Genomic DNA, 26,345 nt, shown 5'->3' on the forward strand with positions numbered 1-26,345 from the left:
GTCCCCAGTACGGAGCTCATGATGTCTACGTCCGCAGACAAGGTCGTCGAGGCGCTTCGCGCGTCGCTCAAGGAGACGGGCCGCCTCCGTCAGCTCAACCAGCAGCTGACCGCCGCCGCCAGGGAGCCGATCGCCATCGTCGCGATGTCCTGCCGCTATCCGGGTGGCGTCGCCAGCCCCGAGCAGCTCTGGGACCTGGTGGCCTCCGGCGGCGACGCGATCGGCGGCTTCCCGACGGACCGGGGCTGGGACCTGGACAACCTGTACGACCCGGACGCCGACCGGGCCGGCCGCTCCACCACCCGCGAGGGCGGCTTCCTCTACGACGCGGCCGACTTCGACGCGGAGTTCTTCGGCATCTCGCCGCGCGAGGCCGTGGCGATGGACCCCCAGCAGCGGCTGCTGCTGGAGACGTCGTGGGAGGCGTTCGAGCACGCCGGCGTCGCGCCCGCCTCGATGCGGGGGCAGAAGGTCGGCGTCTTCGTCGGCACCGCCGCCAACGGCTACGGCATGGGCCCGCAGAGCGAGGCCGAGGGCGCCGACGAGGGCTACCTGCTGACCGGTACGGCCACCAGCGTCGTCTCCGGGCGGATCGCGTACGCCCTCGGCCTGGAGGGCCCCGCGGTCACCGTGGACACCGCCTGCTCGTCGTCGCTGGTCGCCCTGCACCTGGCGTGCCAGGCGCTGCGGCAGGGCGACTTCGACCTGGCCCTGGCCGGCGGCGTGTGCGTCATGGCCACCCCCGGCCCGTTCGTGGGCTTCTCCCGGCAGCGAGGGCTCGCCCCGGACGGCCGCTGCAAGTCGTTCGCCGCCGCCGCCGACGGCACCGGCTGGTCCGAGGGCGTCGGCATCCTGCTGGTGGAGCGGCTGTCGGACGCGCAGCGCAAGGGGCACCCGATCCTCGCCGTGATCCGCGGCAGCGCCGTCAACCAGGACGGCGCGTCCAACGGTCTCACCGCACCCAACGGGCCGGCCCAGCAGCGGGTGATCCGGCAGGCCCTCGCGAACGCGCGGCTGACCACGGCCGACGTGGACGCCGTCGAGGCGCACGGCACCGGCACCGTCCTCGGTGACCCGATCGAGGCGCAGGCCCTGCTGGCCACGTACGGTCAGGGCCGCCCCGCCGACCGGCCGCTGCTGCTCGGCTCGATCAAGTCGAACATCGGCCACAGCCAGTCGGCCGCCGGTGTGGCCGGTGTGATCAAGATGGTGATGGCGATGCGGCACGGGCTCGTGCCGTCCACCCTGCACGTCGACGAGCCGACGCCGAAGGTGGACTGGTCGGCCGGCGAGGTGTCGCTGGTGACCGAGGCGACGCCGTGGCCCGCGACCGACCGTCCCCGCCGGGCGGCCGTGTCGTCGTTCGGGATCTCCGGCACGAACGCGCACACCATCATCGAGGAACCGCCCGCCCCGGACCCCGCCGACCCCGCCGACACCGGGCCGGCCCCGACCGTCGCCCTGCCGGCGGTGCCCGTGCTGCTCTCCGCCCGCTCCGAGGCAGCGCTCAGCGCGCAGGCGGGTCGCTGGGCCCGGTGGCTGGAGGACGACGAGGCCCTGCGCACCGTGGACGTCGGCTGGTCGTCGGTCGTGTCACGCTCCGCGCTGGAGCACCGCGCGGTGCTCACCGCCACCGACCGCGAGGAGCTGCTGGCCGGGCTGCGCGCCCTCGCCGCCGGCCAGCCGTCCGGCGCGCTGGTCGCCGGGCAGGCCGCCGACCGGGGTCCGCTCGCGGTGCTCTTCTCCGGTCAGGGCGCGCAGCGTGCCGGCATGGGCCGGGAGTTGTACGCGGAGTTCCCGGTCTTCGCCGCCGCGCTGGACGAGGTGTGCGCACAGCTCGACGCGCTGTTGCCGCGCCCACTCAAGGAGGTGCTGTTCGCACCCGAGGGTTCCGCCGAGGCGGAGCTGCTGGACCGGACGGTGTTCACGCAGGCGGGTCTGTTCGCGGTCGAGGTGGCGTTGTTCCGCCTGGTGGAGTCGTTCGGCGTCGCCCCCGACCTGGTCGGCGGTCATTCGATCGGCGAGGTCACGGCCGCGCATGTGGCGGGGGTGTTGTCGCTGGCGGATGCGTGTGTGTTGGTGGCGGCGCGGGGCCGGTTGATGCAGGCGTTGCCGGCCGGTGGTGGGATGTTGGCCGTCGCGGCGGCCGAGGCCGATGTGCTGGCGACGCTGGACGGCTTGACCGGTGTGGGGGTCGCGGCTGTCAACGGGCCGACGTCGGTGGTGGTCTCCGGTGCGGTGGAGGCGCTCGACGAGGTGGAGCGGGTCTGGCGTGGGCGGGGTGTGCGTACGCGCCGGTTGTCGGTGAGTCATGCGTTCCACAGCCCGTTGATGGAGCCGATGCTGGACGAGTTCCGGGTGGTCCTGGACGGGTTGACGTTCGAGGCGCCGGCGTTGCCGGTCGTGTCGAACGTGACCGGTGCGCCGGCTGACGTCGACGAGATCCGTAGTCCCGACTACTGGGTGCGGCACGTGCGGGAGGCTGTGCGTTTCGCCGACGGGGTCGCCGCGCTGCGCGCCGCCGGGGTGGACACGTTCCTGGAGATCGGCCCGCGCAGCGTCCTGACCGCGATGGTCGGCGACATCCTGCCTGCCGACGACGGGGTGCTGGCCGTCGCCGCGCAGCGCGCCGACCGCGCCGAGGCGCGGGCCCTGCTCGCCGGCCTCTCCGAGCTGCACGTCAACGGGGTACCCGTCGACTGGGCGGCCCTCTACGCCGGCGCCGGAGCGACCCCGGTCGCCCTGCCCACGTACGCGTTCCAGCGGCAGCGCTACTGGCCCGAGCAGATGCCGGCCTCGGCCACCGGCCCGGTCAGCCCGGACGTGGTGGACGTCGAGTTCTGGTCGGCCGTCGAGCGCTCCGACGTGGCGGCCCTCGCCGCGCAGCTCGGCACCGACGGGGCGGGCGTCCTGGCCCCGGCCCTGCCGGTCCTGTCGTCCTGGCGCAAGGCGCGGCTGCGGGACGCCGTAGTCGACAGTTGGTCGTACCGGGTGGTGTGGAAGCGGACCACCGTCCCCGCACCGCTCACCCCGCCGGGACGCTGGCTGCTCGTGGAGCCCGCCGACGACGCCGCCACGACCGAGCGGGCCGGGGCGCTCGCGGGGGCGCTGAGCGCCGCCGGCGGCGAGGTGTCCCGGCTGGCGGTGGACCCGCTCGCCGAGCGCGACCAGGTGACGTCGCGGCTGGCCGGCGCCGCGGGGGACACCCCGTTCACCGGGATCGTCTCCCTGCTGGGCCTGCTGGAGCGACCCCACCCCGGCCAGCCGGCGGTGCCGCTCGGCACGGCCGCCACGATGACGCTGGTGCAGGCCCTGCACGCCGCCGACGTCGCGACACCACTGTGGATGCTCACGCGGGGCGCTGTCGGCACCGGCGACACCGACCCGGTGCGCAGCGTCGCCCAGGGCGGGCTGTGGGGCCTGGCCCGGGTCGCCGGGCTGGAACACCCGCAGCTCTGGGGCGGCCTGGTCGACCTGCCGGACGCGCCCGGGCGCGGCGACTGGGACCACGCGGTGGGCGTCCTGACCGGGGGCGGCCACGAGGACCAGGTTGCCGTGCGGCCCTCCGGCGTCTTCGTGCGGCGCCTGGTGCGCGCCACGCCGGCGGCCGTCGGCACCGTCGACCGCTGGCAGCCGTCCGGCACCGTCCTCGTCACCGGCGGCACCGGGGCGCTCGGCGCGCACGTGGCCCGCTGGGCGGCGGCCAACGGCGCCGAGCACCTCGTGCTGACCAGCCGCCGCGGCGAGCACGCCCCCGGGGCGGCCGAGCTGCGCGACGAACTGACCGCGCTCGGCGCCCGGGTGAGCCTGGTCGCCGCCGACATGGCCGACCGCGCCCGCGTCGAGGCGCTGCTGCGCGACGTCGACGCCGACCCGGCGCCCCTGACCGCGGTGGTGCACGCCGCCGGGGTGGGCCAGCTGAACTTGCTCGTCGACACCGACCTCGCCGGCCTGGCCGGGGTGCTCGACGGCAAGATCGCCGGCGCCGTGCACCTGGACGAGCTGCTGGGCGACCGACCGCTCGACGCGTTCGTGCTGTTCTCCTCCATCGCCGGCATCTGGGGCAGCGGCGGCCAGGCCGCGTACGCCGCCGGCAACGCCTTCCTCGACGCCCTCGCCGAGCGGCGCCGCGCCCGCGGCCTGACCGCCACCGCGGTGGCGTGGGGCCCCTGGGCCGACGGCGGCATGGCCAGCGGCGAGGGGCAGGAACTGCTGGCCCGCCGTGGCCTCAGCCCCATGTCGCCGGCCCAGGCCGTGTACGCGCTGCGCAGCGCCGTCGGCCGGGCCGGGCCGGCGGTGACCGTGGCGGACGTCGACTGGTCCCTGTTCACCCCGGCGTTCGCCGCCGCCCGCGCCCGCCCCCTGCTCGACGACATCGCCGAGGCGCGCGACGCCCTGCGCGTGGTCGACGCGGAACCGGAGGGGACCGTCGGCGGCGGGCTGCGGCAGCACCTGCTGACGCTGCCCCGCGCCGAGCAGGACCGCCACCTGACCGAGCTCGTACGCACGCACACCGCCGCCGTGCTCGGCCACTCCGGCACCGAACTGGTCAAGGCCAACCGGGCGTTCAAGGAACTCGGCTTCGACTCGCTGACCGCCGTCGAGCTGCGCAACCGGCTCGGCGCCGCCACCGGCCTCAACCTGCCCACCACCCTGGTCTTCGACTACCCGAACCCGGCCGCCCTCGCCGACCACCTGTCGGCGACGCTGCGCCTGCACGAGGTCGAGACCGTCACCGCCTGGGGCCCCGCCGGGCCGGTCGACGACGACCCGATCGTCATCGTCGGCATGAGCTGCCGCTACCCGGGCGGCGTGGCCAACCCGGACGACCTGTGGGAGCTGGTCGCCACCGGGCGTGACGGCATCAGCGGCTTCCCCGACGACCGCCACTGGGACATGGGCCGGCTGCTGGCCGTCGACGCCGACGGGCAACCCGTCTCACACACCCGCGAGGGCGGCTTCGTCGACGGCGCCACCACATTCGACCCGGGCTTCTTCGGCATCTCGCCGCGCGAGGCCGTCGCCATGGACCCGCAGCAGCGGCTGCTGCTGGAGGCGTCCTGGGAGGCCATGGAGCAGGCCGGCATCGACCCGGAGGAGCTGCGCGGCAGCCGTACCGGCGTCTTCGTGGGCGCCTCCCCGTCGGGCTACGGCACCACCGACACCCCGGCCGAGCTGGCCGGCTACCAGCTCACCGGCGGCGCGCACAGCGTCATCTCGGGCCGGGTGTCGTACACCTTCGGGCTGGAGGGCCCGGCGGTGACGGTCGACACCGCCTGCTCGTCCTCGCTGGTGGCTGTGCACCTGGCCGCCCAGGCGCTGCGCGGCGGCGAATGCGACATGGCGCTGGCAGGCGGCGTCACCGTCATGGTGACGCCCGGCGCCTTCGTCGAGTTCTCCCGCCAGGGCGGCCTCGCCCCGGACGGGCGCTGCAAGTCCTTCGCCGCCGACGCCGACGGCACCGGCTGGTCGGAGGGCGTCGGCGTGCTGCTCGTCCAGCGCCTCTCCGACGCCCGGCGGCAGGGCCGCCAGGTGCTCGCCGTGCTCGCCGGCAGCGCCGTCAACCAGGACGGCGCGTCCAACGGTCTCACCGCCCCCAACGGGCCGGCCCAGCAGCGGGTGATCCGGCAGGCCCTCGCGAACGCGCGGCTGACCACGGCCGACGTGGACGCCGTCGAGGCGCACGGCACCGGCACCGTCCTCGGTGACCCGATCGAGGCGCAGGCCCTGCTGGCCACGTACGGCCAGGGCCGCCCCGCCGACCGGCCGCTGCTGCTCGGCTCGATCAAGTCGAACATCGGCCACAGCCAGGCCGCCGCCGGCGTCGCCGGCATGATCAAAATGGTGCAGGCGATGCGGTACGGCCTGCTCCCACGGACCCTGCACCTCGACGAGCCGACCCCCCACGTGGACTGGTCCGCCGGCGCGGTCTCCCTGCTCACCGAGGCGCGCCCCTGGCCGGCGGTGGACCGGCCCCGCCGGGCCGCCGTGTCGTCGTTCGGCATCAGCGGTACGAACGTGCACCTGATCCTGGAGCAGCCGCCCACGCCGACCGACGCGGACGAGCCGGCCGACGGCGACGAGCCGGTCACCGGTGACGAGCCGTCCCGGGTGCCGGCGGTGCTGCCGCTGCTGCTGTCGGCCCGCGACGCCGCCGGGCTGTCGGCACAGGCCGGCCGCTGGGCGCAGTGGCTCGGCGGCACCGGGGCCCCGCGCCCGCTCGACGTGGCGTGGTCGTCGGTGGCGTCGCGCTCCGTACTGGAGCACCGGGCCGTCGTGTCCGGGGCGAGCCGGGACGAACTGCTGGCGGGCCTCGAAGCCGTGTCGGCGGGCGAGGTCTCGGCCGGCGTGCTCACCGGCCCGGGCGGCCAGCGCGGCCAGTTGGCGCTGTTGTTCTCGGGTCAGGGTGCGCAGCGCGCCGGGATGGGTCGGGAGTTGTCTGCCCTGTTCCCGGTGTTCGCCGCCGCGTTGGACGAGGTGTGCAGTCACCTGGATCCGTTGTTGCCGCGTCCGCTCAAGGAGGTGCTGTTCGCTGAGGCGGGTTCCGCCGAGGCGGGGTTGCTGGACCAGACGGTGTTCACGCAGGCCGGGTTGTTCGCGGTCGAGGTGGCGTTGTTCCGCCTGGTGGAGTCGTTCGGGGTCGTGCCGGACATGCTGGCTGGTCACTCGATCGGTGAGGTGACCGCGGCGCATGTCGCGGGCGTGTTGTCCCTGGCCGACGCGTGTCAGCTCGTCGCCGCGCGGGGTCGGTTGATGCAGGCGCTGCCGACCGGTGGCGGGATGCTGGCCGTTGCCGCCGATGAGGCTGCGGTGGCGGAGTCGATCGTCGGGATGACCGGCCGGGTCGGTGTCGCGGCCGTCAACGGGCCTGCCGCCGTCGTCGTCTCCGGTGCCGTCGAGGCCCTGGACGAGGTGGAGCGGGTCTGGCGGGAGCGGGGCGTGCGCACTCGCCGGCTGACGGTGAGCCATGCGTTCCACAGTCCGTTGATGGAGCCGATGCTTGACGATTTCCGCGCGGTCCTGCACGGCCTCACGTTTGCTACGCCGTTGTTGCCGGTGGTGTCGAACGTGACGGGTGCCCTGGCCGACGCAGGCGAGATCTGCACGCCGGAGTATTGGGTGCGGCATGTGCGCGAGGCGGTGCGGTTCGCCGACGGGATCGCCGCTCTGCGGGCTGCCGGTGTGGACACGTTCCTGGAGGTCGGGCCGCAGAGCGTGCTGACCGCGATGACCGCCGACATGCTGCCTGATGACGAGGCCGTGCTGGCGGTGGCTGTGCAGCGCCGTGACCGTCCGGAGGCGCACGCGCTGCTGCACGCCCTGGCCGAACTGCACGTGCACGGGATGCCGGTGACCTGGACGCAGTGGTTCGCCGAGACCGGCTCACGGCGAGTCGACCTGCCCACGTACGCCTTCCAGCGGGAGCGGTACTGGCTGCCGCCCACCGGCCAGTCCGCCGACGTCTCCGGGGCCGGCCTCGGCGTGGCGCGGCACCCGCTGCTCGGCGCGGCGGTGTCGGTCGCCGGCGAGGACATGGTGGTGCTGACCGGCCGGCTGTCGGTGCCGACGCACCCGTGGCTCGCCGACCACATCGTCTCCGGCGCCGTGGTGGTGCCGGGCACCGCGCTGGTGGACCTCGTCGTCCGCGCGGGCGACGAGGTCGGCGCTTCCCGCGTCCGCGAGCTGACAGTGCTCGCCCCGCTCGTGCTGCCCGCCACCGGCGGCGGGGTACGGGTCCAGGTCCGGGTCGGTCCCGTCGACGGGACCGGCAGCCGCTCGGTGACCGTGCACTCCCAGCCCGAGGACGACTCCGAGTCGGGCTGGACCCGGCACGCCGACGGGCTCGTCGGCGTCCCCACTGCCGACGAGCCCACCCCGGGCGCCTGGCCGCCACCCGGCGCGTCCGAGGTGGACGTCACCGGCTGGTACGCGACGGTCGCCGAGCACGGGCTCGCGTACGGGCCGGTCTTCCGGGGCCTGCGCCGGGCGTGGACCGCCGACGGCGAGGTGTTCGCCGAGGTCGCCCTCCCCGACGAGGTCACCGGTGACCCGGCGGGCTTCGGGGTGCACCCGGCGTTGCTGGACGCCGCCCTGCACCCCGTCGGGCTGCTGCCCGCCGACCAGTCGGGCGGCGGTCCCCGGGTGCCGTTCGCGTTCGAGGGTGTGCAGGTCCACGCCGTCGGCGCCCGGACGCTCCGGGTCCGCCTCACCGCCTCCGGCAACTCGGTGCGGCTGGTCGCCGCCGACGAGACGGGCGTGCCCGTGGTGTCGGTGGACTCGCTGGCACTGCGCGAGATGACCGGCCTGGCGGCCGCGCCGGACGAGGCGTACCGATCCCTGTTCGAGGTCTCCTGGCAGCCCGAGCAGATCGCCGCGCCCGACGGCGCGTACGGCTGGGCCGTGCTCGGTGACCGCCCGCTCGACGGCGCGCCGCAGCTCCCGGCGTACGCCGACGTCGCCGCTCTGACCACGGCGGCGACGGACGGCACCGCCCCGGCGGCGCTGCTGCTACCCGTCACCCCGGCGACCTCCGGGACGGACGTGCCCGACGCGGTGCGCTCCGCCACGACGGACGTCCTCGGCGCGGTGCAGGCGTGGCTGGCGGCCGAGCCGCTGGCGGACTCGCGGCTGGTCGTCGTGACCCGCGGCGCCGTGACCACCGGCGCCGACGACCGCGTCAGCGACCTGGCGGGGGCGGCGGTCTGGGGCCTGCTGCGCTCGGCCCAGTCGGAGCACCCCGGCCGGCTCGTGCTGGCCGACCTGGAACCCGGCGCCGACCTGGACGCCGACCTGCTGGCCCTGCTCGCCGCAGCCGCCGACGACCCCGACCTCGGCGGGCAGGTCGCGGTGCGTTCGGGTACGGCGTACCTGCCGCGGCTGGTCCGCGCCACGGGCGCCGCGCGGACCCCGGCGACCCTCGGCGGGGGAACCGTCCTCGTCACCGGCGGCACCGGATCGCTGGGCGCCCTGGTGTCCGAACACCTCGTCACCGCCTACGGCGTGCGTTCGCTGGTGCTGGCGTCCCGGCAGGGCCCGGCGGCCCCCGGAGCCGACGAGCTGGTGCGGCGGCTGGCCGCGCTGGGCGCGACCGCCCGCGTGGTCGCCACGGACGTGACCGACCGTGAGCGCGTCGGCGAGCTGGTCCGGTCCATCACCGCCGAGGACCGCCTGGCCGGGGTGGTCCACACCGCCGGCGTCCTCGACGACGGCATCGTCAGCGGGATCACCGCCGACCGGCTGGCGGACGTGCTGGCCCCGAAGGTCACGGCGGGCTGGTGGCTGCACGAGGCGACCGCCGAGCTGGACCTCGACCTGTTCGTGCTCTTCTCCTCCGTCGCCGGGGTGCTCGGCTCTCCCGGCCAGGCCGCGTACGCGGCCGGCAACGCCTTCCTGGACGCCCTCGCCGTGCTGCGGGCGCAGCGCGGGCTGCCCGCCGTCAGCCTCGCGTGGGGCATGTGGGACACCGACGGCATGGCCGCGTCGATCAACGACACCGACCGGGCGCGGGTGACCCGGGCCGGTCTGGTCCCGATGACCGCCCCGGTCGGGCTCGGGCTGTGGGACGCCGCCCTGACCCACGGCGGCGCGGCGCTGGTGCCGGCCGTTGTCGACCTGCCCGCCATGCGGGCACGGACCGCCGCCGGCCGGGTGCCGGTGATGCTGCGGGGCCTGGTGGGACCGGCCGCGAAGCGTCGCCGCTCCGGCACCGGCGCGTGGGCCGACCGGCTGGCCGGCCTCGACCCGCAGGAGGCGCGTACGCAGGTGGCCCTGCTGGTGCGCGGGATGATCGCGCAGGTGCTCGGCCACGGCGGCGCCGATGCGGTGCCGGCCGACCGGGCGTTCCGGGAACTGGGCTTCGACTCGCTGACCGCCGTCGAGCTGCGTAACCGGATCAACAGCGCGAGCGGACTGCGGCTCACGTCGACGCTCGTTTTCGACTACCCGACCCCCGCTGCCCTGTCGGAGCACCTGTACGAGCAGCTGTCCGGCCAGGTCGCCGAGCAGCAGCGGGCCGTGCGGGCGACAAACGTCGACGAGCCGATCGCCATCGTGGGCATGGCCTGCCGCTACCCGGGCGGCGTGACGAACCCGCAGCAGCTGTGGGAGCTGGTCGCCGCCGGCGCCGACGGTATCGGCGAGTTCCCCACCGACCGGGGCTGGGACCTCGACCGGCTCTTCCACCCCGACCCGGACAACCCCGGGACGTCGTACACCCGCCACGGTGGCTTCCTGTACGGGGCCGCCGAGTTCGACCCGGACTTCTTCGGCATCTCGCCGCGCGAGGCGATCGCCATGGACCCGCAGCAGCGACTGCTGCTGGAGGCGTCCTGGGAGACGTTCGAGTCGGCCGGCCTCGACCCGTCGCGGCTACGTGGCAGCCGGACCGGCGTCTTCGCCGGGCTGATGTACCACGACTACGCCTCCGGCGTGCAGGACCTGCCCGAGGGCGTGGGCGGCTACCTCGGCACCGGCACCTCCGGCAGCGTGCTGTCCGGCCGGGTCGCGTACACCTTCGGCCTCGAAGGCCCGGCCGTCACTGTCGACACGGCGTGCTCGTCGTCGCTGGTGGCGTTGCACCTCGCGGTGCAGGCACTGCGCGGCGGCGAGTGCGATCTCGCCCTGGCCGGTGGCGTGACGGTCATGGCGACGCCGGGCACGTTCATCGAGTTCTCCCGCCAGCGGGGCCTGTCGCAGGACGGTCGCTGCAAGTCGTTCGCGGCGTCGGCCGACGGCACGGGCTGGTCCGAGGGCGTCGGTGTGCTGCTCGTGCAACGGCTCTCCGACGCGCAGCGGGAGGGCCGGCGGATCCTGGCGGTGGTACGGGGCAGCGCCGTGAACCAGGACGGTGCGTCGAACGGGCTGACGGCCCCCAACGGCCCGTCGCAGCAGCGGGTCATCCGGCAGGCCCTGGCGAACGCCCGGCTCACCACGGCCGACGTGGACGCCGTCGAGGCGCACGGCACCGGCACGACCCTGGGTGACCCGATCGAGGCGCAGGCCCTGCTGGCGACGTACGGGCAGGACCGGCCCGCCGACCGGCCGCTCTGGCTGGGGTCGATCAAGTCGAACATCGGCCACACCCAGGCCGCCGCCGGGGCGGCCGGCATCATCAAGATGATCATGGCGATGCGGCACGGGGTGCTGCCGTCGACGCTGCACGTCGACGAGCCGTCCCCGCACATCGAGTGGAGCGCCGGGGCGGTCTCCCTGCTCACCGAGGCCCGCGACTGGCCCGCGGCGGGCCGGCCCCGTCGCGCCGCGATCTCGTCGTTCGGCGTCAGCGGCACCAACGCGCACGTGATCATCGAGCAGCCCCCCGCCGAAGCGGAGCCCACCCGGGGCGAGCACGCGCCGACGCCCGCGGCCGGGTCGCTGCCGGCCCCCGTGCTGCTCTCGGCCCGCTCCGAGGCCGCCGTCGCGGCGCAGGCCGACCGCTGGGCCCGCTGGATCGCCGACGACGAGAAACTGCGCCCCGCCGACGTCGGCTGGTCGTCGACAGTCAGCCGGGCCGTGCTGGAGCACCGTGCGGTGGTCACCGCGACGGGCCGGGACGAACTGCTGGCCGGGCTGCGGGCGCTCGCCGCCGGTGAGCCGGCCGCCGCCGTGGCAACGGGGACCGGCACGACGCGTACGCAGCTGGCCGTGCTCTTCTCCGGCCAGGGTGCGCAGCGTGCCGGGATGGGCCGGGAGTTGTCCGCCCTGTTCCCCGTGTTCGCGACCGCGCTGGACGAGGTGTCTGCGCAGCTGGATCCGTTGTTGCCGTGTCCGTTGCGGGAGGTGCTGTTCGCTGAGGCGGGTTCCGCTGAGGCGGGGTTGCTGGATCAGACGGTGTTCACGCAGGCGGGGTTGTTCGCGGTCGAGGTGGCGCTGTTCCGTCTGGTGGAGTCGTTCGGGGTCGTGCCCGACGTGGTGGCTGGTCACTCGATCGGTGAGGTGACGGCGGCGTACGTGGCCGGGGTGTTGTCCCTGGCCGACGCGTGCGTTCTCGTGGCCGCGCGGGGTGGGTTGATGCAGGCGCTGCCGACGGGCGGCGGCATGCTGGCCGTGGCCGCCGACGAGGCTGCGGTGGCGGAGTCGATCGTCGGGATAACCGGCCGGGTCGGTGTCGCGGCCGTCAACGGGCCTGCCTCCGTCGTCGTCTCCGGTGCCGTCGAGGCCCTGGACGAGGTGGAGCGGGTCTGGCGCGAGCGGGGCGTGCGGACCCGTCGGCTCACTGTCAGCCATGCGTTCCACAGTCCGCTGATGGAGCCGATGCTCGACGAGTTCCGCGCCGTCCTGGCGGGGCTGGCGTTCCGGGCGCCGCTGCTGCCGGTGGTGTCGAACCTAACCGGCGCGCTCGCCGACCCGCAGGAGATCACCCGCGCCGAGTACTGGGTGCGGCACGTGCGGGAGGCCGTCCGCTACGCCGACGGCATCGCCGCCCTGCGGGCCACCGGGGTCGACACCTTCCTGGAGATCGGCCCGCAGAGCGTCCTGACCGCCATGAACGCCGACCTGCTCGCCGATGACGCGCTGGCGGTGGCCGTCCAGCGTCGGGACCGGCCCGCCCCGCAGGCACTGCTGCACGCCCTCGCCGACCTGCACGTCCACGGTGTCCCGGTGACCTGGACGCAGTGGTTCACCGACGCCGGCGCCGCCCGGGTCGACCTGCCCACGTACGCCTTCCAGCACCAGCGGTACTGGCTCGGCGCGGGCCAGACGCGTACCGCCGACGTGTCCGGGGCGGGCCTCGGCGTCGCCGGGCACCCGCTGCTCGGCGCGGCGGTCTCCGTGGCCGGCGAGGACATGGTGGTGCTGACCGGCCGCCTGTCGACGTCGACGCACGCGTGGCTCGCCGACCACGTCGTCTCCGGCGCGGTGATCGTGCCGGGCGCTGCCCTGGTGGAGTTGGCGGTGCGGGCGGGTGACGAGGTGGGTGCGTCGCGGGTGCGGGAGCTGACCGTGGCCGCGCCGCTGGTGCTGCCGGAGTCCGGCGCGGTGCGGGTGCAGGTGCGCGTCGGCGCGGCCGACGAGACCGGCACCCGGGTCGTGGCGGTGCACTCGCAGTCCGAGGGTGATCCGGAGGCTGACTGGGTGCGGCATGCGGAGGGCGTGCTGGAGCCGGCGTCGGCCGACGAGCCGCGCGTGGGGGAGTGGCCGCCAGTCGGTGCGTCCGAGGTGGACGTGGCGGGCTGGTATCCGGTGCTTGCGGAGCGTGGCCTGGCATACGGGCCGGTGTTCCGGGGGCTGCGCCGGGTGTGGACGGGCGGCGACGAGCTGTTCGCCGAGGTGGCGTTGCCGGATGAGGTGGCGACGGAGGCGGCGCGCTTCGGTGTGCACCCGGCGCTGCTGGATGCGGCGCTGCATCCGATCGGGCTGCTGGTGGGTGCGGAGGGTCCGGGTGGGCCGCGGGTGCCGTTCGCGTTCGAGGGTGTGCAGGTGTATGCCTCGGGCGCGCGGGTGCTGCGGGTGCGGCTCACGCGTGCGGGCTCGGCGGTGCGCCTGGTCGCGTGCGACGAGTCGGGCGCGGCAGTGGTCTCGGTCGACTCCCTCGCCCTGCGCGAGCTGACCGGCGTGACCGCGGCGGGCGCGGCGGCCCGCGCGATGTTCGAACTCACCTGGCAGGCCGAGGAGATCGCCGCCGCCGGGGACCTCTCCGGCTGGGCGCTGGTCGGCTCGCCGGCAACCGCCGACCTGCCGGCGTACGGCGACGTCGAGGCGCTCGTCGCGGCCGTCGACGCCGGCCGGACGATCGCACCGAAGGCGCTGCTGCTGCCGCTCGACGCGGCGGAGAGCGCCGTCCCCGACGCGGTACGCGCGGCGACCACGGCCGTGCTGGCGACCGTGCGGTCCTGGCTGGCGGCGGACGCGCTGGCGGAGTCGCGGCTGGTGGTGGTGACCCGGGGCGCGGTGTCGGTGGCGGCGGACGATCGGGTGTCCGACCTGGCCGGTGCGGCGGTGTGGGGTCTGCTGCGTTCGGCGCAGTCGGAGCACCCGGGCCGCATCGTGCTGGCGGACGTGGACGGCGACGTGGACGCCGGGCTGCTGGGTGTGCTGACCACGGTGGCCGACGAGCCGGTGGCGTTCGGTGGTCAGGTCGCGGTGCGTGCGGGTGAGGTGTTCGTGCCGCGTCTGGTGCGTGCGGTCGCCCCGGTGTCGGTGGAGACGCCGGTCGTGGGTGGCGGTGCGGTGCTGGTGACCGGTGGTACGGGTGCGCTCGGGGCGTTGGTGGCGGAGCATCTGGTGTCGGCGCATGGTGTGCGGTCGCTGGTGCTGGTGTCGCGGCGTGGTCCGGAAGCCGCGGGTGCGGGTGAGTTGTGGGAGCGGTTGTCGGCGCTGGGTGCGTCGGTGCGGGTCGTTGCCTGTGACGTGACGGACCGGGACCAGGTGTTCGGTCTGGTGGCGGAGGTCGTTGCCGGGGGTCGGCTGGCGGGTGTGGTGCACACCGCTGGTGTGTTGGATGACGGTGTCGTGGAGGGGCTGACGGCGGAGCGGCTGGCGGGGGTGTTGGCGCCGAAGGTGTCGGCGGGTTGGTTCCTGCACGAGGCGACGGCGGGTCTGGATCTGGATCTGTTCGTGGTGTTCTCGTCGGTTGCTGGTGTGTTGGGTTCGCCGGGTCAGTCGGCGTATGCGGCGGGTAACGCGTTCCTGGACGGGTTGGCGGTCCACCGGCGGCAGCTCGGGTTGCCTGCGGTGAGTCTGGCGTGGGGGATGTGGGACACGGCCGGCATGGCCGCCTCGATCGACGAGGCGGACCGGGCGCGGTCCGCGCGGGCGGGTCTGACACCGATGAGCGCCGAGATCGGGCTGGAACTCTTCGACGCCGCCCTGGTGGCGGAGCGGCCGGCGTTGGTGCCGGCTGTGATCGACGTACCGGCGATGCGCGCAGCGCTCGGCGCCGGCCCGGCGCCGGCCGTGCTGCGTACCCTGATCGGGTCGACGGCGTCCCGGCGACGGGCCGCGCGGAGCGGCGACTGGGCCAACCAGCTCGCGGGCCTCGCGCCCGACGAGGCGCGCGCCCAGATCGACGTGCTGGTGCGGGGTCTGGTCGCGCAGGTGTTGGGGCACGGTGGTGCGGAGTCGGTGCCGGCGGACCGGGCGTTCCGGGAGCTGGGCTTCGACTCGCTGACGGCGGTGGACCTGCGTAACCGGTTGAACGCGGCCACCGGGCTGCGGCTGGCCTCGACGCTGGTGTTCGACTATCCGACCCCGGCCGTGCTCGCCGACCACCTGCACGAGCAGGTCTCCGGGCAGATCACCGCCCGCCAGACGGCGGTGCTCACCGCCGGTACCGACGAGCCGATCGCGATCGTGGGCATGGCCTGCCGCTACCCCGGTGGCGTCGACAGTCCGGACCAGCTGTGGGCGTTGCTGGCCGGCGGCGGCGACGGGATCTCGGAGTTCCCCACCGATCGCGGCTGGGACCTGGAGAGCCTGTTCGACCCGGACCCGGAGCACAGCGGTACGTCGTACACGCGCCATGGTGGTTTCCTGTACGGGGCGGCGGAGTTCGACCCGGGTTTCTTCGGTATCTCGCCGCGCGAGGCCCTGGCGATGGATCCGCAGCAGCGGTTGCTGTTGGAGGCGTCGTGGGAGTCGTTCGAGTCGGCGGGGCTTGATCCGCAGCGGTTGCGGGGCAGCCGGACGGGTGTGTTCGCCGGTGTCATGTACCACGACTACGCCTCCCGCCTGATGGACCTGCCGCCGGACGCCGAGGGCTTCGTCGGCACGGGCACGTCGGGCAGCGTGCTGTCCGGTCGGGTCGCCTACACCTTCGGGTTGGAGGGCCCGGCGGTCACCGTCGACACCGCTTGTTCTTCCAGCCTCGTCGCGCTGCACCTCGCCGCGCAGGCGTTGCGTTCCGGCGAGTGTGATCTGGCGTTGGCCGGTGGTGTGACGGTGATGGCGACGCCGGGGACGTTCATCGAGTTCTCCCGTCAGCGCGGGCTGTCGCAGGATGGTCGCTGCAAGTCGTTCGCGGCGTCCGCCGACGGCACCGGCTGGTCCGAGGGCGTCGGCGTGCTGCTCGTGGAGCGGCTGTCGGACGCGCGGCGCAACGGGCACCGCGTGCTGGCGGTGGTGCGGGGCACGGCCGTGAACCAGGACGGTGCGTCGAACGGCTTGACGGCGCCGAACGGTCCGTCGCAGCAGCGGGTGATCCGGCAGGCGCTGGCGAACGCCCGGCTCACCACCGCCGAGGTGGATGTGGTGGAGGCGCACGGCACGGGTACGACGCTGGGTGACCCGATCGAGGCGCAGGCTCTGCTGGCGACGTACGGGCAGGAGCGTCCGCAGGATCGGCCGCTGCTGCTCGGGTCGGTGAAGTCGAACATCGGGCACACGCAGGCCGCCGCCGGTGTGGCTGGTGTGATCAAGATGGTCATGGCGATGCGGCACGGTCTGGTGCCGGCGACGTTGCATGTGGACGAGGCGTCGCCGCATGTCGACTGGTCGGTGGGGGCGGTGGCCCTGGCCACCGAGCCCACCCCGTGGCCGGCGGTGGACCGGCCGCGTCGGGCGGCGGTGTCGTCGTTCGGGATCTCCGGCACGAACGCGCATGTGATCATCGAGCAGCCGCCCGCTGAGACGATCGAGGGTGAGGTCGTCGCCCGCGACGTGCCGCCGGTCGTGCCGGTGCTGCTGTCGGCCCGCGACGCCGCCGCGCTGTCGGCGCAGGCGGGCCGGTGGGCGCGCTGGCTGACCGCCGACGAGGCCCCGCGTCCGCTGGACATGGCCTGGTCCTCCGTCACCACCCGGCCCGCGCTGGAACACCGGGCGGTCGTCACCGCCGCCGACCGGGACGACCTGGTCGCGGCGTTGACCGCCCTCGCCGACGGCGACCCCACCGGTACGGTCGTCTCCGGCGCCACCGGCCAGCGCGGCCAGATCGCGCTGCTCTTCTCCGGCCAGGGCGCGCAGCGCGCCGGGATGGGCCGGGAGTTGTACGCCGGGTTCCCGGTGTTCGCCGCCGCGTTGGACGAGGTGTGTGGGCACCTCGATCCGTTGTTGCCGCGTCCGCTCAAGGACGTGCTGTTCGCGTCGGAGGGTTCCGCTGAGGCGGAGTTGCTGGACCAGACGGTGTTCACGCAGGCCGGGTTGTTCGCGGTCGAGGTGGCGCTGTTCCGTCTGGTGGAGTCGTTCGGGGTCGTGCCGGACATGCTGGCTGGTCACTCGATCGGTGAGGTGACGGCGGCGTATGTGGCCGGGGTGTTGTCCCTGGCCGACGCGTGCGTTCTCGTGGCCGCGCGGGGTCGGTTGATGCAGGCGCTGCCGACGGGCGGCGGCATGCTGGCCGTGGCCGCCGACGAGGCTGCGGTGGCGGAGTCTCTCGCCGGGATGACCGACCGTCTCGGTATCGCGGCCGTCAACGGGCCTGCCGCCGTCGTCGTCTCGGGTGCCGTCGAGGCCCTGGACGACGTGGAGCGGGCCTGGCGCGACCGGGGCGTGCGCACTCGCCGGCTGACGGTGAGCCATGCGTTCCACAGTCCGCTGATGGAGCCGATGCTGGCCGAGTTCCGCGCGGTCCTGCACGGCCTCACGTTTGCCACGCCGCTGCTGCCGGTCGTGTCGAACGTGACCGGGGCCCTGGCCGGCGACGAGATCCGCACGGCCGACTACTGGGTGCGGCATGTGCGCGAGGCCGTCCGGTACGCCGACGGGATCGCCGCTCTGCGGGCTGCCGGTGTGGACACGTTCCTGGAGGTCGGCCCGCAGAGCGTCCTGACCGCCATGACCGCCGACGTGCTGCCCGACGACGACGGTGTGCTGGCGGTGGCTGTGCAGCGCCGGGACCGTCCGGAGGCGCACGCGCTGCTGCACGCCCTGGCGGAGCTGCACGTGCACGGGATGCCGGTGACCTGGACGCAGTGGTTCGCCGAGACCGGCGCGCGCCGCGTGGACCTGCCCACGTACGCCTTCCAGCACCAGCGCTACTGGCCCACCGCCGGCCGGGCGCGTACGGGCGACGTGTCCGGGGCCGGACTCGGCCGCACCGGGCACCCGCTGCTCGGCGCGACAGTGGACCTGGCCGGCGACGACGAGATGGTGCTGACCGGCCGGCTCTCCCTGACCACGCACCCGTGGCTGGCCGACCACACGGTCTCCGGGCTGACGCTCGTACCCGGTACGGCCCTGGTCGAGCTGGCCGTACGGGCCGGCGACGAGGTGGGCCTCTCCCGGCTGCGGGAGCTGACCATGGCCGCCCCGCTGATGCTCCCCGAATCCGGCGGCGTACGCATTCAGGTGCGGGTGTCCACGTCGGAGTCGCCGCAACGTCCCGTCGCCGTCTACTCCCGCCCCGACGACGATCCCGAGGCGGGCTGGACCCGGCACGCGGAGGGTGTGCTGGAGGCGTCCACCGCCGACGAGCCCGACACGATCACCTGGCCCCCCGCCCCGACGTCGGAGGTGGACCTCGCGGGGTGGTACGCGACGCTGGCGGAGCACGGCCTGGCGTACGGGCCGGTCTTCCAGGGACTCCAGCGCGCCTGGGTCGGCCGCGACGAACTGTTCGCCGAGGTGGCCCTGCCGGAGGCCGCCGCCACGGAGAGCGCCGGATTCGGCGTGCACCCGGCGCTGCTGGACGCCGCCCTGCACCCGATCGGGCTGCTGCTCGGTGGCGAGGAATCGAGCGGACCACGGGTGCCGTTCGCCTTCGAGGGCGTGCAGGTCCACGCCGCAGGCGCGGGGACGCTGCGGGTGCGCCTGACCCGCGACGGCTCCGGGCTGCGGCTGGCCGCGTACGACGAGGTGGGCGCGCCGGTCGTGTCGATGGACTCCCTCGTCCTGCGAGAGCTGACCGGCGCGGCCGCGCCGGGCGTGGCCTCGCGGTCGCTGTTCGAGCTGCGGTGGCCGGCCGTGCAGGCCGCACCCGCCGGGGAGCTTTCCGGATGGGCGCTGGTGACCGGCGGCCTGGAGCTGCCGGCACCGGTAGGAATGCCCACGTACGCCGACGTGGCGACGGTCACGGGGGAGGAGTCCGTCCCCCGGACGCTGCTGCTGCCGGTGTTCCCCGCGCCCGGCGCGGCGACGCCGGAGTCGGTCCGGGCAGTGACCTCGGACGTGCTGGCGACGGTGCAGTCCTGGCTCGCGGCGGATGCCCTGGCGGACTCGCGGCTCGTGGTCGTGACCCGGGGTGCGGTGTCGATCGGCGACGGCGACCGGGTGACCGACCTGGCGAGCGCTGCGGTATGGGGTCTACTGCGTTCGGCGCAGTCGGAGCACCCGGGCCGCATGGTCCTCGCGGACGTCGACGGCGACCTGGACGCCGCGCTGGTTGCCCTGCTGGACGGCGTCCTGCGGGAACCGGCCACGACCGGCGGCCAGCTCGCCGTCCGCGAGGGCGCGGTGTACTCGCCGCGCCTGGTCCGGGCCGGCGTCACGGCCGCGCAGACGCCCAGCTTGGGTGACGGCGCGGTGCTGGTGACCGGCGGTACGGGTGCGCTCGGGGCGCTGGTCGCGGAGCACCTGGTGTCGGTGCACGGCGTGCGGTCGCTGGTGCTCGTCTCGCGGCGCGGTCCGGAGGCCGCCGGTGCGGGTGAGTTGTCGGAGCGGTTGTCGGCGCTGGGCGCGTCCGTGCGGATCGCCGCCTGTGACGTGACCGACCGGGACCAGGTCGGCGCTTTGGTTGCCGAGGTCACCGCCGAGGGTCGGCTGGCGGGTGTCGTGCACACCGCCGGCGTCCTGGACGACGGTGTCGTGGAGGGGCTGACGGCGGCGCGGCTGGCCGGGGTGTTGGCGCCGAAGGTGTCGGCGGGTTGGTTCCTGCACGAGGCGACGGCGGGTCTGGATCTGGATCTGTTCGTGGTGTTCTCGTCGGTGGCGGGTGTGCTCGGCTCGCCCGGTCAGTCGGCGTACGCGGCGGGCAACGCCTTCCTCGACGGGCTTGCGGTCCACCGGCGGCAGTTGGGTCTGCCGGCCGTCAGTCTCGCGTGGGGCATGTGGGACACCGCCGGCATGGCCGCCTCGATCGACGAGGCGGATCGGGCGCGGTCCGCGCGGGCGGGTCTGACGCCGATGAGCGCCGAGATCGGGTTGGAACTCTTCGACGCCGCCCTGCGTGCCGACCGTCCGGCCCTCGTACCGGCCGTGATCGACGTGCCCGCGCTGCGGGCGGCGACCTCCGGCGGCCCCGTGCCGGCCGTGCTGCGCACCCTGATCGGCGTGACCGGCACCCGCCGCCAGGCGGGGCAGGGCGGTGGCGGCTGGGCCGACCGGCTCGCCGGGCTCACCGAGGACGAGGGCCGCGCCCATATCGACGTGCTGGTACGGGGTCTGGTCGCGCAGGTGCTGGGGCACGGTGGTGCGGAGTCGGTGCCGGCGGACCGGGCGTTCCGGGAGCTGGGCTTCGACTCGCTGACGGCGGTGGACCTGCGTAACCGGTTGAACGCGGCCACCGGGCTGCGGCTGGCCTCGACGCTGGTGTTCGACTACCCGACCCCGGCCGCGCTCGCCGACCACCTGTGGTCGGAGCTGGCCGGCGTCAGCGCGTCGGCCAGCGCACAGGTCGCCGGCACGGTCGTCGGCGCCGACGAGCCGATCGCGATCGTGGGCATGGCCTGCCGTTACCCGGGCGGGGTGGAATCCCCCGACGAACTGTGGGAGTTGCTGGCCGGCGGCGGTGAGGGGATCGGGGAGTTCCCGGCGGATCGCGGTTGGGACCTGGAGTCGCTCTTCGACCCGGACCCGAACCGCAGCGGTACGTCGTACACGCGCCACGGCGGTTTCCTGTACGGCGCGGCAGAGTTCGACCCCGGTTTCTTCGGTATCTCGCCGCGTGAGGCGCTCGCGATGGATCCGCAGCAGCGGTTGCTGTTGGAGGCGTCGTGGGAGTCGTTCGAGTCGGCGGGGCTTGATCCGCAGCGGTTGCGGGGCAGCCGGACGGGTGTGTTCGCCGGTGTCATGTACCACGACTACGCCTCCCGGCTCATGGACCTGCCGACCGAGGTGGAGGGCTACGTCGGGACCGGCACGTCCGGCAGCGTGCTGTCCGGTCGGGTCGCCTACACCTTCGGGTTGGAGGGGCCGGCGGTCACCGTGGACACGGCGTGCTCGTCGTCGCTGGTGGCGCTGCACCTCGCCGCGCAGGCGCTGCGTTCCGGCGAGTGCGATCTGGCGTTGGCCGGTGGTGTGACGGTGATGGCGACGCCGGGCACGTTCATCGAGTTCTCCCGGCAGCGCGGCCTGTCGCAGGATGGTCGCTGCAAGTCGTTCGCGGCGTCCGCCGACGGCACCGGCTGGTCCGAGGGCGTCGGCGTGCTGCTGGTGCAGCGGCTCTCCGACGCCCAGCGCGAGGGCCGGAAGATCTACGCCGTGGTGCGGGGCACGGCCGTGAACCAGGACGGTGCGTCGAACGGGCTGACCGCGCCGAACGGTCCGTCGCAGCAGCGGGTGATCCGGCAGGCGTTGGCGAACGCGCGGCTCACTGCGGCCGACGTGGACGCCGTGGAGGCGCACGGTACGGGTACGACGCTGGGTGACCCGATCGAGGCGCAGGCCGTCCTGGCCACGTACGGGCAGGACCGGCAGGGGCGGGAGCCGTTGTGGCTCGGCTCGGTCAAGTCGAACATCGGGCACACGCAGGCCGCCGCCGGTGTCGCCGGTGTGATCAAGATGGTCATGGCGATGCGCCACGGCGTCGTCCCGCCGACCCTGCACGTGGATGAGCCGTCCCCACACATCGACTGGACGGCCGGGGCGGTGGCCCTCGCGACCGAGCCCACCCCGTGGCCGCGGGTGGACCGGCCGCGTCGGGCGGCGGTGTCGTCGTTCGGGATCTCCGGCACGAACGCGCATGTGATCATCGAGCAGCCGCCCGCCGAGACGATCGAGGGCGAGGTCGTCGCCCGCGACGTGCCGCCGGTCGTACCGGTGCTGCTCTCCGCGCGCTCCGACGCGGCCCTGGCCGGCCAAGCGGGCCGGTGGGCGCGCTGGCTCGCCGCCGACGAGGCCCCGCGTCCGCTGGACGTGGCCTGGTCCTCCGTCACCACCCGACCCGCGCTGGAACAGCGCGCCGTCGCCGTGGTTTCCGACGGCAACGACCTGCTCACCGCGCTTCGAGCCCTCGATGCGGGCGAGCCGTCGGGGGCTGTCGTGACCGGTTCTGCCGCCGCGCGCGGCCAGTTGGCGCTGCTGTTCTCGGGTCAGGGTGCGCAGCGTGCGGGGATGGGCCGGGAGTTGTCCGCTCTGTTCCCGGTGTTCGCCGCCGCGCTGGACGAGGTGTGTGCGCAGCTCGATCCGCTGCTGCCGCGTCCGCTCAAGGACGTGCTGTTCGCGTCGCCGGGGTCCGCCGAGGCGGAGTTGCTGGACCAGACGGTGTTCACGCAGGCCGGGTTGTTCGCGGTCGAGGTGGCGCTGTTCCGCCTGGTGGAGTCGTTCGGGATCGTGCCGGACATGCTGGCCGGTCACTCGATCGGCGAGGTGACCGCGGCGCATGTCGCGGGCGTGTTGTCCCTGGCCGACGCGTGTCAGCTCGTCGCCGCGCGGGGTCGGTTGATGCAGGCGCTGCCCACGGGCGGCGGCATGCTGGCCGTTGCCGCCGACGAGGCTGCGGTGGTCGAGTCGATCGCCGGGCTCGCCGACCGGGTAGGCGTCGCTGCGGTCAACGGACCCACCGCAGTGGTGGTGTCCGGTGCCGTCGAGGCCCTCGACGAGGTGGAGCGGCACTGGCGCGACCGGGGCGTGCGCACTCGCCGGCTGACGGTGAGCCATGCGTTCCACAGTCCGTTGATGGAGCCGATGCTGGCCGAGTTCCGCGCGGTCCTGCACGGCCTCACGTTTGCCACGCCGTTGTTGCCGGTGGTGTCGAACGTGACGGGTGCCCTGGCCGACGCAGGCGAGATCTGCATGCCGGAGTATTGGGTGCGGCATGTGCGTGAGGCGGTGCGGTTCGCCGATGGGATCGCCGCTCTGCGGGCTGCCGGTGTGGACACGTTCCTGGAGGTCGGGCCGCAGAGCGTGCTGACCGCGATGACCGGCGACGTGCTGCCTGATGACGAGGCCGTGCTGGCGGTGGCTGTGCAGCGCCGTGACCGTTCGGAGGCGCAGGCGTTGCTGCACGCCCTGGCCGAACTGCACGTGCACGGGATGCCGGTGACCTGGACGCAGTGGTTCGCCGACACCGGCGCACGGCGGGTCGACCTGCCCACGTACGCCTTCCAGCACCAGCGCTACTGGCCCGAGGGCACGGCCGAGAAGCGGGCCGCCCCGGACGGCGGCGACGTCGAGTTCTGGACCGCCGTCGAGCGTGGCGACCTGGCCGCCCTCGCCGCCGAACTCGGCGACGACCCCGACGCCCTGGACACGCTCGGCCCGGCCCTGCCGGTCCTCTCGCGCTGGCGTCGTCACCGGTCCCGGGACACCGCGCTGGACGGGTGGTCGTACCGGATCGGGTGGGAGCCGGTCCGGCCGAACCCGAAGACCAGGCTGTCCGGGCGGTGGCTGATCGTCACCGTCGACAGCGGCGCCGACGCGGGCGTGGCGAAGACCCTCACCCAGGCCGGCGCCCGGGTGGACACGCTCACCGTGTCGTCCACCCTCGACCGCGCCGACCTGGGCGAGCGGCTGCGCCGGATCAGCGGGGACGGCTGGGCCGGGGTGCTCTGCGTCCTGCCCCGCCAGGACCGGCCCCCGGCGCACACGCCGGCGTTGCCCGCTGGCACGGCCGCCCTGCTCACCCTCGTCCGGGCGCTCACCGACACCGGCCTGGCCGGACGGGTGTGGGCGCTCAGTCGGACCGCGATGCCCGTCACGGCCGGCGAACGGGTCGACGACGTCTGGGCGGCCCTGGCCTGGGGCCTGGGCCGGGTCGTCGCCCTCGAACAGCCGGACCGCTGGGGCGGCCTGGTCGACCTGCCCGCCCGCGCCGACCGCGGCGCCCGCGCCGGGCTCGTCGCGGTCCTCGCCGACGGCACCCTGGACCAGGTGGCCATCCGGCGCAGCGGCATCTTCGGCCGGCGGCTGGTGCCGGCCGTGCCGCCGGTGGGTGTGGGTTGGCGGCCTGCCGGGACGGTGCTGGTGACCGGTGGTACGGGTGCGTTGGGTCGGCATGTGGCGCGGTGGTTGCTGGCGAACGGGGCCGGTGAGGTGGTCCTCGCCTCGCGGCGGGGTCCGGGGGCGCCGGGTGCGGCGGAGTTGGTGGCCGAGTTGGGTGCGGTGCGGGTGGTGGGGTGCGACGTCACCGACCGGGCCGCCGTCGACGCCCTCGTGGCGGACCTGCCGGAGCTGACCGCCGTCGTGCACACCGCCGGGACGTCCGGCGGCACCACCCCGGCGTACGAGGTGACCGACGGCGAGCTGTCGGACACCCTGGCCGGCAAGGTGCTCGGCGCCCTGCACCTCGACGCCGCCTGCCGGGGTCGCGACCTCGACGCGTTCGTGGTCTTCTCCTCGGTCGCCGGTGTCTGGGGCGGCGGCGGGCAGGCCGGCTACGCGGCCGGCAACGCCCTGCTCGACACCCTCGTCGCAGCCCGCCGGGCGAAGGGCCTGCCCGCCACCGCGCTGGCGTACGGCCCGTGGGCGGAGGACGGCATGGCCGCCGGGGAGACCGCCGACGGCCTGCGCCGCCGCGGGTTCAGCCCGCTCGCGCCCGACGCCGCCGTCGCGGCGCTCGGCCGCTGGGTGAACGCCCCCGAGGCGGCCCCGGTGATCGTGGACGTCGACTGGTCCCGGTTCGTCACGGCGTTCACCGCCGCACGGCCGAGCCACCTCTTCGACCGGGTCGCCCCCGCCGTCGCCGAGGAGCGGCAGCGGCCGGAGAGCGCCGCCGCCACCGACGGGCTGCGCAACCGGCTCGCCACGCTGCCGGCGACCGGCCAGGAGGCGCTGCTGGTCGACCTCGTCCGCGCGGAGGCGGCGGCCGTGCTCGGCCACCCCACCACCGACCAGGTGCCCGCCGGCCGGGCGTTCCGGGAACTGGGCTTCGACTCCCTCGCCGCCGTGCAACTGCGGGACCGGCTGGGCCGGGTCACCGGCCTGACCCTGCCGTCGACAGTGGTCTTCGACCACCCGTCGGCGGCGGAACTGGCCCGCTTCCTGCGTACCGAAATCGTCGTCGGCGCGGACGGCGGCCCGGTCACCGGCGGCGTGGCCTCTGCCCGGCCGGCGGCCGACGAGCCGATCGCGATCGTCTCCATGGCCTGCCGCTTCCCGGGCGGCGTGTCGTCGCCGCAGGAGCTGTGGCGCCTGCTGGCCGAGGGGGTGGACGCGGTCACGCCGATGCCGGCCGACCGGGGCTGGGACCTCGACGGCCTGTTCGACAGCGACCCGGAGCGGGTCGGCACCAGCTACACCCGCAGCGGCGGCTTCCTGCACGACGTCGTCGGCTTCGACGCCGCGTTCTTCGGGATCAACCCGCGCGAGGCCCTCGCCATGGACCCGCAGCAGCGGCTGCTGCTGCACACCACCTGGGAGGTCTTCGAACGCGCAGGCATCGACCCGCACCGGGTACGTGGCTCCGCCACCGGCGTCTTCATGGGCACCAACGGGCAGGACTACGCCACGCTGCTGCTGGGCGCCCGCTCGCAGGTGGAGGGCTACCAGGCGACCGGCAACGGCGCGTCCGTGGTCTCGGGCCGCCTGGCGTACTCGTTCGGGCTGCACGGCCCGGCGGTCACCGTCGACACGGCCTGCTCGTCGTCGCTGGTGGCGCTGCACCTGGCCGCGCAGGCGCTGCGCAGCGGCGAGTGCGACCTCGCCCTCGCCGGCGGCGTGACGGTGATGTCGACCCCGGGCGCGTTCCTGGAGTTCTCCCGGCAGCGCGGCCTCGCGGCCGACGGGCGGGTCAAGGCGTTCGCCGAGGCCGCCGACGGCACGGGCTGGGGCGAGGGCGTCGGCGTCCTGCTGCTCCAGCGGCTCTCCGACGCCCAGCGCGACGGCAACCGGATCCTCGCCGTCGTACGGGGCAGCGCCGTCAACTCCGACGGCGCGAGCAACGGCCTCACCGCCCCGAACGGGCCCGCCCAGCAGCGGGTCATCCGGCACGCGCTGGACAACGCCGGCCTCACCCCCGCAGACGTGGACGTCGTCGAGGCACACGGCACCGGCACCACCCTCGGCGACCCGATCGAGGCGCAGGCGCTGCTGGCCACGTACGGCAGGGACCGAACCGCCGAGCGGCCGCTGTGGCTCGGGTCGGTGAAGTCGAACATCGGCCACACCCAGGCCGCGGCGGGCGCGGCGAGCCTGATGAAGATCGTGCTGGCCCTGCAACACGAGGTGCTGCCGAAGACCCTGCACGTCGACGCGCCGACCCCGCACGTCGACTGGTCCTCCGGCACGCTGGCGCTGCTCACCGAAGCACGACCGTGGGCCGCCACGGACGGACCCCGCCGGGCCGGCGTCTCCTCGTTCGGCATCAGCGGCACCAA

Annotated in this window: 1 protein-coding gene (running past one end of the window); it reads left to right on the forward strand. The window is 74.7% G+C overall.

The window, feature by feature from the left end:
* Positions 1–21 precede the first annotated feature (21 nt).
* A protein-coding gene (locus tag A4R25_RS02325) for a type I polyketide synthase (RefSeq protein ID WP_064446437.1) crosses the window boundary here: on the forward strand, positions 22–26,345 show its 5' portion. 3,499 nt of this gene lie beyond the right edge of the window; 26,324 of the gene's 29,823 nt are visible here — the first part of the coding sequence; it begins with the start codon at positions 22–24; its stop codon lies off the right edge, out of view.

It is taken from the genome of Micromonospora sp. NBRC 110037, assembly GCF_001652995.1.
GTDB classification, from domain to species: domain Bacteria; phylum Actinomycetota; class Actinomycetes; order Mycobacteriales; family Micromonosporaceae; genus Micromonospora; species Micromonospora chalcea.